The sequence below is a fragment of the Paraburkholderia sp. IW21 genome (assembly GCF_041321145.1).
In the GTDB taxonomy this organism is placed as follows: Bacteria; Pseudomonadota; Gammaproteobacteria; order Burkholderiales; family Burkholderiaceae; genus Paraburkholderia.
The window spans coordinates 17297-33818 of sequence record NZ_JBGGWA010000023.1; the positions used below are offsets into that span (position 1 = coordinate 17297).

Annotated in this window: 11 protein-coding genes and 1 pseudogene; 11 read left to right on the plus strand and 1 reads right to left on the minus strand. The window is 61.3% G+C overall.

All coding sequences use genetic code 11. The features are described 5' to 3' along the window. The first annotated feature begins 2 nt into the window (after nucleotides 1-2). The 4 genes from ACAX43_RS32280 to ACAX43_RS32295 are packed head-to-tail and all read left to right on the plus strand — an operon-like array spanning nucleotide 3 to nucleotide 5179. Entirely contained in the window at nucleotides 3-1466 is a 1464-nt protein-coding gene (locus ACAX43_RS32280; protein WP_370712378.1) for an efflux transporter outer membrane subunit, read from the plus strand. Nucleotides 1467-1477: 11 nt separating this feature from the next. Continuing rightward, a complete protein-coding gene (locus ACAX43_RS32285; protein WP_370712379.1) occupies nucleotides 1478-2857 on the plus strand; it encodes a paraquat-inducible protein A in 1380 nt (459 codons plus the stop codon). 25 nt (nucleotides 2858-2882) lie between these two features. After that, entirely contained in the window at nucleotides 2883-4478 is a 1596-nt protein-coding gene (locus ACAX43_RS32290) for an intermembrane transport protein PqiB (protein WP_370712380.1), read from the plus strand. Next, nucleotides 4475-5179 (plus strand): membrane integrity-associated transporter subunit PqiC, encoded by a 705-nt coding sequence (locus ACAX43_RS32295; RefSeq protein ID WP_370712381.1) that lies wholly within the window; start codon nucleotides 4475-4477, stop codon nucleotides 5177-5179. The genes ACAX43_RS32290 and ACAX43_RS32295 overlap by 4 nt, the downstream gene beginning before the upstream one ends. Nucleotides 5180-5199: 20 nt before the next feature. Here ACAX43_RS32295 and ACAX43_RS32300 read toward each other — a convergent pair whose 3' ends face one another. Beyond that, nucleotides 5200-5955: a TetR/AcrR family transcriptional regulator gene (locus ACAX43_RS32300; RefSeq protein WP_370712405.1), complete on the minus strand. Its 756-nt coding sequence runs from the start codon at nucleotides 5953-5955 to the stop codon at nucleotides 5200-5202. Nucleotides 5956-6304: 349 nt separating this feature from the next. Between ACAX43_RS32300 and ACAX43_RS32305 the strand changes: the two genes are divergently transcribed. From ACAX43_RS32305 to ACAX43_RS32335, 7 genes and pseudogenes are all read left to right on the plus strand, one after another. Next, nucleotides 6305-7375, plus strand: coding sequence for a VOC family protein (locus tag ACAX43_RS32305; protein ID WP_370712382.1), 1071 nt, complete (start codon nucleotides 6305-6307; stop codon nucleotides 7373-7375). Between the two features lie 34 nt (nucleotides 7376-7409). Further along, nucleotides 7410-8366 carry a fumarylacetoacetate hydrolase family protein gene (locus tag ACAX43_RS32310; RefSeq protein ID WP_370712383.1) on the plus strand — a complete coding sequence of 319 codons (957 nt, stop codon included), beginning with the start codon at nucleotides 7410-7412 and terminating at the stop codon, nucleotides 8364-8366. Next, a complete protein-coding gene (locus ACAX43_RS32315; RefSeq protein WP_370712384.1) occupies nucleotides 8363-10384 on the plus strand; it encodes an acyl-CoA synthetase in 2022 nt (673 codons plus the stop codon). Before ACAX43_RS32310 ends, ACAX43_RS32315 begins: the two co-directional genes overlap by 4 nt. 507 nt (nucleotides 10385-10891) lie before the next feature. Beyond that, nucleotides 10892-11632: an OmpW family protein gene (locus ACAX43_RS32320; RefSeq protein WP_370712385.1), complete on the plus strand. Its 741-nt coding sequence runs from the start codon at nucleotides 10892-10894 to the stop codon at nucleotides 11630-11632. 271 nt (nucleotides 11633-11903) lie between these two features. After that, nucleotides 11904-14886 (plus strand): annotated as a pseudogene (locus ACAX43_RS32325) (molybdopterin-dependent oxidoreductase). Between the two features lie 10 nt (nucleotides 14887-14896). Then, on the plus strand, nucleotides 14897-15766 hold the full coding sequence (locus tag ACAX43_RS32330) for a 4Fe-4S dicluster domain-containing protein (RefSeq protein ID WP_370712386.1): 870 nt from the start codon (nucleotides 14897-14899) through the stop codon (nucleotides 15764-15766). Next, the gene (locus ACAX43_RS32335; RefSeq protein WP_370712387.1) at nucleotides 15763-16476 is read left to right on the plus strand and encodes an alcohol dehydrogenase catalytic domain-containing protein; all 714 of its coding nucleotides are present in this window, start codon (nucleotides 15763-15765) and stop codon (nucleotides 16474-16476) included. Before ACAX43_RS32330 ends, ACAX43_RS32335 begins: the two co-directional genes overlap by 4 nt. Nucleotides 16477-16522: the final 46 nt, after the last annotated feature.

Sequence of the window (16522 nt, forward strand, 5' to 3'; positions counted from 1 at the left end):
TCATGAAGCTTGCCTGTAAGACCTCCGTTCTCGCAGTGGCTACGGCGCTCGCGCTGACGGCCTGCTCGTTCGGCCCCAGCGGCGAGCCGCCGGCGATGCCTTCGCCCGAGCACTACGGGGCGCAGGCGCAGCCGTCGAAGACTGTTGCCGCAGGCGGTATTGCGCAGCAGTTCGATATCGGCGCGACATCGGTGCCGCAGTGGTGGCGGCTTTACCGGTCCGACGCGCTCGATGCGCTCGTCCAGGAAGGGCTGCGCAACAGCCCGACGCTTGCGGCCACGCGGCGGACGCTCTCCGCCGCGCAAGAAGAACTGCGCGGGCAGATCGGGTCATCCACGCTGCCGTCAGTCGACGGTGTCGCCCAGGTCGAACGCGCGCGTTCCCCCGTTGCGCCGGGGCTCGGCCCTGAGCAGGTGCAGTACAACTTTTTCGCCGGGCAGCTTCAGGCGCATTACACATTCGACTTCTTCGGCCAGACGCGATACGCGAACTCCGCAAGCGCCGCTCGCGTAAACGTGCAGGCGTATGAACTGGAAGCGGCCCGGCGCACGCTCGCCGCCAATATCGTCGGCACGGCGATCAATGTGGCGGCGCTCGATCGTCAGATCGCGCTCACCGAACGGCTCGTCGCCGTGGCCAGCGAAACCGCAAACGAGGATCAGCAACGGTACACGCTCGGGTCCATTTCGCATGTGCAGGCCCTCAATTCAACGCAGGATGCAGATTCGATCGCGGCGAGTCTTCCGGCCTTGCGCCAGCAGCGCTCCTCAGCGGTCCACGCGCTCGCGGTACTGATGGGCCGGACGCCGGATAACGCACCGACCGTTCCCGACGTCGATAGCCTGTCCTTGCCCGACCATGTGCCCGTCGCCGTGCCGTCGGATCTCCTGCGTTCGCGTCCGGACATTCAGGCAGCCGACGCCGCCGTGAAGGCCGCCGCAGCCGACGTTGGTGCTGCGACCGCGCAGCTCTTTCCGAGCCTGTCGCTGACGGCCTCGATGGGCCGCGGCGGCTTTAGCTGGCCCGCGATGCTCTCAGGCGCGGGCGGGCTCTGGGCAATCGGTGCGGGCCTGTCGCAGCCGCTCTTCCATGGTGGGGCGTTGTTCGCACAACGCAGAGCCTCGATCGATACCTACGATGCGGCGGTTCTGCACTATAAATCGGCAGTTCTGTCGGCATTCCAGGATGTCGCGAATTCGCTGGCCGCACTGGATAACGACGCACAGACACTCGTATCAACGGAAGCAGCGGCAAAGGCAGCGCATGCGGCATTCGACGAAACGGCGTCGCGCGCCCGCCTGGGTTCTCTGCCGACAGCGGCACAGCACGCCAGCGAGCAGCGATTTCTCAATGCACAGCTTGGCGCGATACGCGCCGGGAGCCAGCGTATGAGCGATACCGCCGCACTGTTCCAGGCGATGGGCGAATTGCCGGCCGCTGAGCAGCACGTGACGTCAAAAGAGTGACGTGTCCCAGCATGGAACATCAGAACCTGATTGCCTGCCACGAGTGCGATCTGCTTTTCCGCAAGCCGCCGCGCCTGGCGGGGCTGGTTGCACGGTGTCAGCGGTGCGGTGCGGGTTTCAAAGGACTGCCTCGCAGTGGTCTGTCGCTGGAGGCGATCCGCGCTTTGACCGTCGCGGCGTTGATTACTTTTGTCATCGCGCAGGCGTTCCCGGTATTGAGACTGGAGACAAACGGGATTAGCTCGCAGACCACGCTGTTCGGTGCAGTGCAATCGTTGTGGGGCGAACACATGCGTGTTGTCGCATGCATGGTGTTCTGTTCGTCGATGCTGTTTCCGCTGACTGAGTTGCTCGCCGTTCTTTACGTGCTGGTTCCCGTTTTGATGGGCAAGCGGCCATCTGGCTTCAATCGGGTCGTTCGCCTCATTCAATTCGTTCGACCGTGGGGAATGATCGAAGTATTCATGCTCGGGGTGTTCATCACGATCGTGAAGATGGTGAGCATCGCTCAGGTGATTCCTGGGCCGGGCCTGTTTGCATTCGGCGCATTGACCGTGATGTTGGCCATCGTTGCCGCGTTCGACCCAACCGTGTTGTGGGAGGTTTGCGACGAAATGAAGATTCGTCGGCCCGCAGACATTTCCCGGTCGAGCGTGAGTGACAGCCGCATTGGGCCGAGTGACACCTCCGGCTCGCGGGAAACAGGAGCCACGGGTTATGTCACGGCAAGAAATGCAGGACTTCTCGCGTGCCATACCTGCGGCCTGGTTCAGACGGCGATCGCGCATCAGCCGCACCAGCACTGTTCGCGATGTGACTCGCTGCTGCACGAGCGCCGTCCGGACAGTGTGACGCGTTCGCTGAGTCTACTTATTGCCGCAGCGCTCGTCTATATTCCGGCGAATCTTTTGCCGATCATGCATGCATCGTCGCTCGGCCGCTCGGAGGACGACACGATCCTCGGCGGTGTCGGCTACTTCTGGAGTTCGGGAGACTGGCCTCTCGCGGTCGTTATCTTCGTGGCCAGCGTCATGGTGCCGATGCTCAAACTCACGGTTCTCGCGCTGCTGACCTTGACCGCTCGCCGGGGTTCGGACTGGCGGCCGTTCGAACGCGCGAGGCTGTTTCGTATCGTCGAGCGCGTTGGCCGGTGGTCGATGCTCGATGTCTTTGTTGTCGCACTGACGGTTGCCCTGGTGCACTTCGGCTCTTTTGCCTTCATTACCGCGGGTCCGGGCGCACTCGCTTTCGGGGCGGTCGTGATCCTCACCATGTTGGCATCGCATCAGTTTGACCCGCGGCTCACTTGGGACAACGTCCGTCGCGCACAGCGCCAGCCTGACGAAGCCGGGTCCGCACGGGTTCATAGCTCTGTCGCATCCATAAACTGAAATCAGCAAACACTATCCTCTAGCGATGCATCTTCCTGATCTACCCCTGCCCGATATCAAACCGCGAAAACGCTGGCTTCCCTCCTTGATCTGGTTAGTTCCCCTGATCTCGGCGTTGATCGGCATTGCGCTAGTGGCCCGATCCATCTCAGAAAAAGGGCCGACGGTCACGGTTTCGTTCAATAACGCAGACGGAATGGAGGCAGGCAAAACGAAGGTCAAGTACAAGGATGTCGAAATCGGCTCCGTGCAGGCCATTACGCTGACGAAAAATCTCCAGCACGTGATGGTGAAAATTCAACTTACCAGGGAGGCCGAAAAATTCGCGACACAGGGCACGCGTTTCTGGGTAGTTCGCCCGCGCGTGGGGGCCAACGGCATTTCGGGCCTCGGTACTTTGCTTTCCGGTGCGTACATCGGCGTCGACATCGGGCAATCGTCAGAAAGACGGACGGAGTTTGCCGGACTCGAGAATCCTCCCATCGTCACCAGCGGCCAACCGGGGCACCAGTACACGTTGCGAGGGGATTCGTTGGGGTCGGTCGATATCGGTGCGCCCGTCTTTTACCGTCGTGTGCAGGTGGGCCAGGTGGTCGGCTTTTCGCTCGACCCGCACGGCTCGGGTGTGATCGTGAACGTCTTTGTCAATGCACCGTTCGACCAGTATGTCGGGACGAACACCCGGTGGTGGCATGCGAGCGGCGTCGATCTTCGGCTCGACTCGAGCGGGCTTAAGATCAACACGCAATCGCTGGCGACGGTGGTTGTGGGAGGTCTCGCGTTTCAGTCACCGCCGGGTCAGGACGCCGGACAACAGGCGGCTGACAAGGCGGTGTTTCGACTCGCGGCGGACGAGTCGGACGCGATGCGCGAGCCGGACGGACAACCCCTCAACGTGGTGATGCGATTCAACCAGTCGCTGCGCGGATTGTCCGTTGGCGCACCGGTGGACCTGCGCGGAATCGCGTTGGGCCAGGTGACGGAAATAGGTATTGAATACAGCGAAATGGACAAGAGTTTCAGCATGAAGGTCTCGATGGCACTTTATCCCGACCGGCTCAACCGGCGCAGCAGCGAGGCGCTACCGGCCCCCAACACGCCGGGCGGCCATGAGCTGCTTCAGCACCTCGTGATGGAAGGGTTGCGTGGCCAGTTGCGAACCGGCAACCTTTTGACCGGGCAACTCTATGTGGCGCTCGACATGTTCCCCAAAGCCCCGCGTGCGACCGTGGACGTGCATCAGAATCCGATCGAACTGCCCACCGTGCCGAACACGCTCGATGAACTGCAGGTGCAGATCGCGGACATTGCCAGGAAGCTGAATCAGGTGCCGTTCGACAAGATCGGCGCCAACCTGAATGGCGCGCTGGAAAATGCCAACAAGCTGTTCGGGCATCTGGATACGGAGGTCGTTCCACAGGCTCGGGACATGCTGGCGGCAGCGCAGCGGACCTTCGGCACCGCTGAGGCGACGCTTCACCAGGCGGCACCGCTGCAATCGGATGTGCAGGATGCGATGCAGGAACTGACCCGTACGCTGCAGTCTCTCAATGCGCTCGCGGATTATCTGGAACGCCATCCCCAGGCGCTTCTGTTCGGCAAGAAAGGAGACCGGCCGTGATTTTCCTTCAGTCTTTTTCGTCGCGCGCTTTCGCTCGTGTGGCCGCAGGGATCTGTCTCGCCGCTCTGGTGGCATGTGGTTCCCCGCCGAGCCGGTTCTACACGCTTGGCTCCGGCGGCGGTTCGGCCACGGCGGATCGCATGGGAAGCTCCGCCGTTCTGATCGATATGCGGCCCGTTACCGTGCCTTCCGCGCTGGCGAGGAGCCAGCTCGTCGTTCAGGTGAACGCCACCCAGGTCAAGGTGCTGGAGGACGATCGCTGGGCGTCGCCGCTGCCGGATGAAATCCGCACCGCAGTGCTGGCAACGGTGACACGGCAGTCGGGCGCGCTCGACGTGCACGACATGGCGCGCACGGACAACGTTCCGCTGTACCGTATTTCGGCGGACGTGCAGCGCTTTGAGACGTGGCCTGGGTCGCACGTGCTGATTGAAGCCGTATGGAGCATACAGCCGTCAAATGGTCAGGAAACGATGATCTGCCGCAGCATAGCCAGCCAGCCGGTCTCGGCTGGCTATGATGCAATCGCAGATGGTCACCGGCAGGCCTTGCAACGAATGGCCACGCAGATTGCCCGGGGCCTCCGCGAGCTTGCCAGGACGTCTGCATTGCACGGGAGCCGGCAAACGGTGACCCGTCCAGCATCCTGCCCGTTGATGGCCTACGCTGAAACGGGGATCGGGGCGACCCGAAGCCCCTGACGGTTCTTTTCGCGTCCGCCTTATTCCGCCTCGACTGCTGCCTCGATGTGCGGCAATGCTCGCGTCGAAGTCTTCTCGGCCTCCGCGCGCTTGAGCCCGAGTGTTTGCAAAAGCGTTGCTGCCGTGCGCTCGGCAAAGTGTTCCCCGCTGAAGCCGAGTTCGTCGAGCAGCGCTGCCGCCGGCGCGCCAGGGGCGACGAAATTCAGCTCGGCTGCAATTGCCGCAAGCACTGTGCCGCCCACCGATAGAAAGCCGATGAAGGGGTCAGCGACCACAAAGCGCTTGGCTGCGATGCCATTTCCGATGTCCCGCAATAGCCGCTGGCCCAACCCACGGCTCAGGATGTGCGCCGAAAAACCTTCGCGTATCAGGAAGCGTCCCCAGACGGGATCGCGCCGCGCCCGCATCAGGGTGTGACGCACGGAGACGGAGATCACTTCCGCCGGGTCGGACAGGCCGCCGGTGAGGCGATCGAGCATGCCGCCGAACTCCTCGAACACGTTGTCGACGAGTGTCGCGTAGATGGCTTCTTTCGACTCGAAGTGGTTATAGAACGAACCGAAGCCAACGTCAGCGGCCTCGGTGATTTCGTTGATTGCCACGCCCTCCATGCCCTTTTCTGCCATGAGCCTGAGCGCTGCGTCGAGCAGGCGGGCGCGCGTCTCGCGCTTGCGGCGCGCTCCGCGCGGCTCGCGCTCCTCGGGAACGGGGGCCGCGGAAACGGGGGCCGCACGGCTGGCGCGCTTAGGCGCGGGCCGGTTTAAAGAGTTCGCCATGACGAGTTCCAGTCTTTGCTCATACCCAAGTATAGATTGGAATGTCTCTATTGACAAAACTATCAGCGATGACTTTAATGTCACATAGGCGCATGCTGACGCCCGATAAACAAATAGACAGATGGAGTGACAGTGGAGACAGGAGCAATCAACACCACCGGCCGGTCCGGCCCGCACAACCCGGTTCTGCCGTCGGCGCATGAGGTCGGCCGGGCTGGGCCTGCCCGGCAGCGTGAATTCGCTCGGCAGCCTGAATGGCGATCCGAAGCTCGTCACGTCGAATCTCATCGGCGCGCGCCGGCTATCGAAGCCGAATACGCCGTTCAAACCGTTTGATTTCCGTCCTGCCATGAAACTGACCACCGTACAGCCGGCCCGTCATCCCCATCCCACGACGAAAGCATCGGCATTGACCTACCTGATATTCGATCGGCCGGATCTTGTGAAAGCCGAGCAGTTTCTCAATGATTTCGGGCTACAGACCGTATCGCGCGGTGAAGCACTATTGCTTCTGCGGGGAACCGGTGCTTCGCATTTCTGCTATGTCGTCCGGAAGGCGCCGAAATCGCGGTTCGTCGGTTTTGGACTGCAGGTCGACAGCAGGGCCGATCTTGATGCGCTTGCAAATCTGCCTGGCGCCTCCGAGGCCGAGCGGTCGTCCTTGCCCGGCGGCGGCTATATCGTACGGTTGACCGACCCTTCCGGCTTTCGCGTCGATGCAATATGGGGCCAGGCGCCAGCTTCAACGCTGTCCCATCGGCCGCCATTGCCGTTCAACTCCGTGGATGCGGCCGTCCGGATTAACGGGACGCAGCGACCGCCCGAGCGCGCGCCTGAAGTTATCCGGCTCGGACATGTCGTGCTCGAACTCGCCGACTATCAGGAAACCTGCGCATGGTATACGCAGCATTTCGGCTTCATCCCGAGCGATGTGCAGGTGCTTCCCGATGGCTCACCCGTCGTCGCGTTCATGCGGCTCGATCTTGGTGACAAGCCGGCCGATCACCATACGCTCGCGCTTGCACAAGGCTTCCTGCCCACCTACAGCCATAGCGCCTACGAAGTCGTCGACGCCGACGCGGTCGGCATGGGCCAGCGCGTCCTGCGCGAGAAGGGCTGGACACATGCGTGGGGAATCGGACGCCATATCCTGGGCAGCCAGATCTTCGACTACTGGCAGGACCCGTGGGGCAACAAGCACGAGCACTATTGCGACGGCGATCTCTTTACGGCCGATGCGCCGTCGGGTCTGCACGCGGTGAGCCGCGAAGCAATGGCGCAATGGGGGCCGACGATGCCGCGCAGTTTCACAAAACCCAAATTCACGCCCGCGAGCATCGTGGCGCTCTTCAGGAACCTGCGCCGCAGCCCCGACCTGACGCTGAGCAAGCTGCGGACGCTGGCAAAGCTTTTCGCTTGAACCAACCTCTTCCATAGAATCCGGAGATCGATAAATGGCACTTCACGTTCTGCATTATTTGCATCAAGACCGCGCCCAGTGGGGCGTGGTCGCTAATGGCGCAATCACGCCGATTCCCGGCGAGTTCAAGTCGACCGCGGAGTTTATCGAGGCCAACCCGGTCGAGCGATTGTTCCTGCTAAGCGGTCCGACGATTCCCGAGTCGGAAGTGCAATGGTTGTCGCCCGTGACCCGCAATCAGCAGTTCATCTGCCAGGGCGCAAACTATCGCCAGCATATGATCGAGTCCGGCATGGACCCGGATGTGAAGAAATTCAACATGATCTTCACGAAGGCGACGAGCTGCATCGTGCCGGCCGACTCGCCGGTGTTTAAGCCAAACGGGGTGCAGTTCCTCGACTACGAGATCGAACTCGGTCTCGTCCTCAAACGCGACATTACGTCCCGCGAAACTGTCACCGAGGAGAATCTGCACGAGTACATCGCCGGTGCCGTGATCGTCAACGACTATTCCGCGCGCGATATTCAGATTCCGCAAATGCAGTTCTACAAGGGCAAGAGTTATCGCACGTTTGGCCCCATCGGTCCTTATCTTTGTCTCCTGGAGAAACAGGACATTGCAAAGCTGAAGGAGCTTGTGCTGACGCTGACGGTAAACGGAACGGTTCGCCAGAATGACTCCACAGCGGGCCTCGTCTACGGACCGGCGGAGACCTTGACGGAGCTTTCTACCATACACGATCTACGCACCGGGGACCTGCTCGCAACCGGCACGCCCTCCGGCTGTGCGCTGAGCATTCCGTCACCTGAAAAGATGCGCGCCGCGGCGCAGCTGCCTGATGCAGAAAAATGGCGTCTCTTCCTGAAGATGCAGGAGGAAAGGCCTCAGTATCTGCGCGTGGGTGACGTCGTGGAGGCGCATATCGCCAGCCATGACCGCTCGATCGATCTGGGCGTACAGCATAACGTCGTTATGGAACAGGCGGCATGAAAGGCGTCGCAAACGTACACGATGTCCTTGCCATTGAAACGCAGGGGCAGCCAGCGGATCTTCCGTCGAGTACTTACGAGATGATCTGTCGGGGCGCCGCCATCAATCCATCGGCACCCGCACTTTCGTTCTTTGCAACGGCCGACGAGCACCGGAACGGCGAGTGCTGGACCTATGGTCAACTGGTGCGCGAGATCACGCGGACCGCGAACCTGTTTTCGCGGCTGGGAGTACAGCGCGACTCAGTTGTCGCCTATGTACTGCCCAACCTCCCGGAGACGCACTTTGTGATCTGGGGCGGTGAGGCGGCGGGGATCGTCTGCGCGATCAATCCGCTGCTGGAGGGGGAAGCTATCGGGGAACTGCTCAATGCTTCGGGTGCCAGCGTGCTCGTCACACTGGCGCCATTTCCAGGCACTGACCTTTGGCAAAAAGTGCAAGCGGTGCTGCATAAAGTGCCTTCCCTCAAGCATCTTGTGCTCGTCAATCTGGCCGACCGGATGCCGCGCGAAAAGCGTTCCGTGGCCCGGACGCTGCAGCGTGATGAGTCTTCAAGATTGCATGGACCTGGCGGCATTCATAGTGCCGTTCCTTCACATATGGGCATTCACGATTTCAGCACCGCGATAGCCAGCGAAGACGGCGATGTGCTCGACAGCGTGGTTGAAATCGGTGTCGATGATGTATCGTCCTTCTTCTGCACGGGCGGCACCACCGGACTGCCGAAGATTGCGGTTCGGCGGCACGGCAACGAGGTGGCCAATGCGTGGAACGCGGGTCAGTTCTTCGGCGAAAGCATTGGTCCGGGGAAAACGATTTTTTGCGGACTGCCGCTTTTCCACGTCAACGCCGTGATGGTGACAGGTCTGCTGGCGTTCTCGCGTGGTGCCCACGTCGTGCTCGGCACACCGCAAGGGTATCGGAGCGAGGGTCTTGTAAAGCGCTTCTGGGAAATTGTCGAGCATTACCGCATCAACTTCTTCAGCGCTGTTCCGACACTCTACGGATCGCTGCTGGACATTCCTGTTGGCGAGCACGATATCAGCTCGCTCGAGTATGGCCTGTGCGGCGCCGCCCCGATGCCGGTGGAGTTACTTCGCACTTTCCAGGATCGTACAGGGATAAGAATCCTTGAGGGCTACGGCCTCACGGAAGGTACCTGCGTTAGCAGCGTGAACCCTCCGCTTGGCGAGCGCAGGGTCGGTTCGATTGGTCTTCGTCTGCCCGGTCAGGCGATGAAAGCAGTGGTGGTCGATGAAACCGGCCGGTATGTGCGGGATTGCGTTGCGGATGAGGTCGGTCAACTGGTTATCTCCGGCCCAAACGTGTTCGTTGGCTATACCCGAGCGGATCAGAACAGTGGCATCTGGATGGAAGGTGGTGAGGGCGGACTCTGGCTCAATACCGGCGATCTCGGACGCTGCGACCCCGACGGTTACTTCTGGCTCACCGGCCGGCAGAAGGAACTGATTATCCGGGGCGGACACAACATTGACCCTGCGGCAATCGAGGAAGCACTGCATCGCCATCCCGCAGTCCAGATCGCCGCAGCTGTAGGACGCCCCGATATGCATGCGGGCGAGTTGCCGGTCGCCTATGTCCAGCTAAAGCCAGGCACAACCGCCACCGAAGCGGAACTGGTCGAGTTTCTGCGTCACGAGATCAACGAACGCGCCGCGTTGCCAAAGGGGATACGGATCGTGGACGCGATGCCGCTGACGGGCGTCGGCAAGATCTTCAAGCCGGCGCTGAAACGGAGCGAAACGGAAGACGCCCTAAAGTCGGCCCTTGTAGAGGCTGGCGTCGAGGATGCAACCGTTATCCTCATTGATGACACCTCGCGCGGGATTTCACTCTACGTGAAACTTGCCGACCCCGCTTTGGAAGCATTGACGACTTCCGTGCTGGGGCGGTTTCCGTTCGCATTTTCGATCTCGGCCGCCGCGAGGCCAGCACGGGCGGAGCAACCGACCGGGACGGACCCGGCAGCAACAGATGCGCAGGGCAGGCCAACGTGACACGAGCCACGACATCAAAGGGACGTGTTCGGTCGTGCGACCGGATTAGAGGTTAATCGGAAGTACCCGCCGCGATGCCGCATTGAAATGCCTGCCAGCGTATTGGATTTAGTACACCTATTCGTTTGGAAGGGAAAGATGATGAGTATTGCGTCAGAAAGGTCTTTGCGTTCGCAGGTTGAGAAATGGCTCGGACCGACTTCCTCGACGCCGGTTCGGGTTACCCGATTCAGCCGCACACGCTCGAATCAGAGACCGTGCGTGCGTATCGAGCTACTGTTGCCGACAGGTCCGCTTGGGTTCTTTTTCTTCCGGCACCGCGACGGTACGTGGTGCGTGTTCCCGCCCGAGACGGAACGCCTGGCCATGCACGCTTACTAGAGTGCGGGCGACCGGAGTAGGCGGCGGTGTAGCCATACGAAAGGCGGACAACAATCAATTGAGCAGATCCAACGGCAACACCAACGATTCATAAAAATTTCGAAACAGAGCGACAGGAGAAGAGACATGAGGAATTACAAACGCGCGATCAGTTCAGTCTGTGTGGCGGCTTGCATCTGCTCGGCTGCGCTTATCAACAATGCCAATGCGCAGTCGGCAGGAAGCATAACGCTGTCGACAGGATGGCTTCACGTCGCGCCACAGGGCAGTGCAACGCCGCTTACAGTAGAAAGCGTCGGCGGCATTGCGGTGAATCAGCAACTTTCCGGCACCGGAGCGCATGCCAGTTCAACGGATACGGTGGGAATTACCACCGAGTATTACGTCACCGACAACATCGGTGTCGCCACGCTCATTGGACTGCCACTCACAGTGAACTTGGTTGGTGATGGCACGCTCAAGAAGTATGGAACCCTCGGCACGACAAGGCCGATGCCGCCCGCCATCGTCCTTCGATACCACCTGTTTGCAGCCCAGTCAAAATTCCGTCCTTTCGTCGGATTAGGTGTGAACTATACGTGGTTCACGCAGGTTCGGACAACCAATAGCCAGTTCGTAACCGATAGCTTGGGTCCGGGCGGCTCGGCGCACGCGTCACTCAGTTCATCCTGGAATCCGGTCTTCGAGATCGGGGCAAATTATGCGATTACAAAACACTGGTCTGTCGGAACCGCTGTCGGTTACGTTCCGCTAAAGACTCACCTTGCCCTGGACGGGACGACCGCAACTGGAACGCACATCGTTTCCAGATCGACGCTGCGAATCAATCCCATTAACGTCTTCCTGAACGTCGCCTATACGTTCTAGCGCGTACAGGTCGCTAATGCGCGAATCGAGAGGTTTGAACGCTCATCGAAGACATGGACGTTATCTTTCGCCACCCGGACCTGGCTGCGGTCCGCGACTTCACGGTCGATTGCGACATGTTGCTGCAATGGGGCCCGGCAGTGCCGGGTCTCTGACCCACAGCGCGGCATGACCGCACTCGCCCACGCCGCTCGCACGTTATGAAAAGTGGTCAGTCATGCCGTCATTCCAGCGCTTGCGCAGCAAACGAAGCTTCTCTTTGGATCGAATAATGAAACGACAGGTCCTCAAGACCATTCTTTTTGCGTTGCCCAAGCTCCTTGAGCTGACGGCACGCCGGTTTCCCGCCTATCGTGAACGCCTGAAGGAGCGCGATCTCGTCGTCTCGATCGGGCTCATGGACGGAAGCATCAATCGGGTCGTCGAGTTCAAGAATGGTCACATTCGGTCGCGTGCCGGCAATCATCGGCGCTCCGACGTGCGCATGGCCTTCAAGGATGTCGCCACCGCGCTGAAGTTCTTTTCCCCCAAGCCGGACCAGGGTGAAATCATCCACGCCGCGAAGAACTTCAAGGTGGTGACCGAAGGCGAAGACGAACTGCTGGTTTGGGTCATGCAAACTCTGAGCATGATGCAGACCATCGGTTTGCCGATGGGCACGCGGATGCGCGATGGCACGCGCCGCTACACCACTTGCACAAATGGCGGCCCGCTGTTCGTCTACGTCAAGGATGGTCGCGTCGTCCGGGTGACGCCCATCGATCTGGACAGCACGGATGCTCCAAGCTATGTGATCGAGGCGCGCGGGCGCCGCTTCAGTCCGCCACGGCGTGGATTGGTCGCGCCCCACGCGTTGACGCTCAAGTCGCTCGTCTATTCGGACAAGCGCATCCTTCATCCCATGAAGCGGGTCGACTTCGATCCTGACGGCGAGCGCAATCCGCAGAACCGCGGCAAGTCCGGCTATGTGCGTATCACTTGGGACGAGGCGCTGGACATCGTCGCGAAGGAGATCAACCGGCAGAAGCGCGTTCATGGACCAGGTTCGATTACGTTCCCGCTGTCGTCCCACCACCAGTGGGGCAATGTGGGCTACTACCTCAGCGCGCTGACGCGTTTTTCCAACCTGATCGGCTTCACCCGGGTCGCCGCGAATCCGGACAGCTGGGAAGGCTGGTACTGGGGCGCCATGCATCATTTCGGTAACTCGATGCGCATCGGCGTTCCATCCGGCTATGGCGGTGTCGAGGATTGCCTCAAGGAAGTGGACATGATTGTCTTCTGGTCCTGCGATCCCGAAAGCACCAATGGCGCCTATGCGGGATTCGAGGGGACGCCGCGACGCATGTGGGCCAAGGAACTCGGCGTTGAGTTCGTTCATATCGACCCGCACTGCAACCCCACCGCGCAATTGCTCGGCGGGCGATGGATTCCGGTCCGACCGCAAACCGACGCTGCGCTCGCCACCGCCATCATGTACGTGTGGGCCGTGGAAAACCTGTACGACAAGGATTACGTCGCTGCCCGCACGACCGGCTTTGACGAGTGGAAAGCCTACCTTCTCGGCGAAACCGACGGCGTTGCCAAGACACCCGAGTGGCAGGAAAGCGAGACCGGCGTGCCCGCCAAGGACGTCCGCGCGCTTGCGCGCCGCTGGGGGAACAGGAAGGTCCACCTGGCTGTCGGGATGACCGGTGCGGGATTCGGTGGTGCGGGCCGAGGCGCGACGGGAGCGCAATGGGCGCGCTGCATGATCATGATGATGGCGATGCAGGGCTGGGGTAAGCCGGGCGTGAACTTCGGCTGCCTTGAAGTCGGTGTCCCTCACGACCTCCATTTCTGTTTCCCCGGCTACGCGGACGGCGGCATTTCCGGCGACCTGGCGTGGACCGCCAATGCGGTCAACAATTACCAGCGCATGCCGCACATCCTGACCATGAATCCCGTCAAGCAGATGGTGCCGCGGCAGCAACTTCCCGATGCCATCATCAACGGCCATGCCACGGGCTACCTCTGGGACGGCATGTCGCAGGAAGCCCAGTTCGCGCCGTTCACCTATCCCATGCCCGGGTATTCGCCGATCCACATGATCTACCGTTACGGCGGATCCGCCTTCAGCACGGTGACGAATTCCGGACGCTGGGCCGACGCCTACCGGCACTCGAGCATCGAGTTTGTGGTCAACCAGTCCATCTGGATGGAGGGTGAGGCTCAGTTTGCCGACATTATCCTGCCTGCCTGCCTGCACTTCGCTGGAGCGCTGGGACATCGGGGAATGGTCGAATTCCGGCGGCTACGCCCATCATGGCTACAGCACGGTCAATCATCGCATCATGACGCTGCAGCACAAGTGCATCGAGCCTTTGGGCGAGTCCCGTTCCGACTACGACATTTTCACCGCGATCCTGACCCGGTTAGGCCTGGGCGCTGTGTTCACCGAGGGCTGCAGTGAGCTTGACTGGGTCAAGCGGGTCTTCGACTCGTCGGATCTGCCCGATCATATTTCGTGGCGCGAGTTCTGCCGCAAGGGCTATTTCGTCGTGCCGCCCGAGAAGCCCGAATTGCGCCATCCGGTAGACATGCGCTGGTTTGCGGAGGGCCGGCGCAAGGACCTCCAGGAGCCCCACCCGCTGCCGTCCCAGTTCGCCGAAAAATTCGGCACGGGTCTGCAGACGCCGAGCGGCAAACTGGAGTTCGTACCAGAGTTGCTGAAGCGGCACACAGCGGACAATCCCGAGCGCCCGGCGCTCAACCGGTACATCCCCTCCTGGGAGGGGCTGCGCTCGGACCTGGCTCAGCGCTATCCGCTGCAGTTGATCGCCACTCACAGTCGTTACAGCTTCCATACCCATAGCGACGGCAAGAATTCCTCGGTTAACAGCATCGAGGACCATCGCGCGCTAATCGGCGGGCACCGCTTCTGGCTGCTGAGGCTTGGTCGGGAAGACGCAGCCGTGCGAGGCATTGCCCATCGCGACCTCGTGAAGGTTTACAACGACCGGGGCGCGGTGATCTGCGCGGCCGACGTCTCGCCGCTGGTCAACGCGGGAGTGGTCAAGTCGTACGAGGCGAGCGCGGAATTTCAGCTGATTGAAATCGACGGCGAGCGCGTCGAAATCGGCGGCTGCATGAATATGCTGACCCCGGACCGGCCTCAAACTGCCGGCACGAGCAGCATGAGCCCGAACTCCTGCCTGGTGCAGGTCGAAAAGTGGCGAAGTGCCGAGGCGTTCAAGCTCGGTCGCGCAGCGTGAGGAACATGGAATGAGCAAGTGGAACCTGGTTATCAAGGTCGGGCGTTGCGAGAACTGCCAGAACTGCGTCATTGCCGCACGCGACGAGCACGTCGGCAACGATTTTCCCGGCTATGCCGCGCCCGCCTACGCCAACGCCGACAGCCCCGTTCGCATCCTGCGCCGTGTCCAGGGCGACTCGCATATGGTCGAGACAACATATCTGCCGGTCATGTGCAATCACTGCGACGAAGCGCCGTGCATGAAGGTGGGGGGCAACGCCATTCGCAAGCGCGCAGACGGCATCGTCATCATCGACCCGGACAAGGCGCGGGGCCGGAAGGACATCGTGAAGTCGTGCCCGTACAAGGCGATCGTCTGGAATGAAGAGCTGCAACTGCCGCAGATCTGGATCTTCGACGCCCATCTGCTCGACCAGGGTTGGCCCCAGCCGCGTTGCCAGCAGTCATGCCCGACCGATGTGTTCGAGACAGTCAAGCTCGATGACGCAGCGATGGCCGAGAAGGCCCGGCGCGAGGGGCTCAAGGGTCTGCGGCCCAACCTGGGCACGAAGCCTCGCGTCTGGTACAGCGGCCTCGAGCGCTGGGAAACCTGCTTCATCGGCGGAAGCGTTAGCGCCCGGATGGGAGACGTGATCGAGTGCGTCACGGATGCGGCGGTGGCCCTGTACGTCGGCAACCAGAAGCTGGCCGAAACCGTCACGGACGGCTTCGGCGATTTCCGGTTCGGCGGCCTGGTCAAGGGAAGCGGGATCTACCGGATCGAGATCCGTCATGACCTCGGCAACGCTTCGCGCGAATGCGAACTGGCCGAAAGCGTTTATCTGGGCGAGGTCAGCCTCGCCCGGTCGACCAACGACGCGGAGGTCGCGCGTTCATGAGCACCGCAACGAAGCTGCTTTGCCTGGGACCGGCGGACCCGATCCATCTGGAAACACGAAGGACCGCGATGCCCCGACCGGGAAGAGGCGAGGTGCTGGTCCCGGTCCAGGCGACATCGGTCAATCCCATCGACGTCAAGCGCGCCAAGGGGTACGGCCGGCGTCTCCTGAGTCTCAAGGGAGCAGGAAAGTTTCCGCTGGTCCTCGGAAACGATTTTACTGGAGAGATCGTTTCCGTGCGCGCCGGTGTCAGCCCGTGGCGACTGGGCGACTGGGCGACTGGCCGACTGGGCGACAGGGGCATGGGGTTGGTGCCGACCGGCAAGAAAGGAGGCACGCATGCCACGCCCCCGACGGTGGACGCCCGCTTCGTGCGGCCGGCGGTCAGCGGCCTTGCATCCAGGGCACCGGCGGCTCTTCCCTATACTTTTACCACGCTCTGGCTGGCGCTACGCGGCGCTGGCATCAATGAATGCAACGCAAAAGGTCGGAGCGTCATTGTGCACGGTGCATCGGGGGGCCTTGGCCAGTTGGCGCTGCAGATCCTTGGGATCGGGGGAGCTTCAGTCACCGCCATCTGTAGCACCGCAAATATTGAACTCTGCCGGAATCTCGGCGCGACGGCAGTATGGGACAGAACCCGCTGCCGGCTGGAAGAACTGCCCGATCATTTCGATGCCGGCCTGAATTTTTGGCGCTTGGGAAGATGAGGCGACCCTTCTGGATCGCCTCCGGCAAGGAGCCGTAGGATATGTC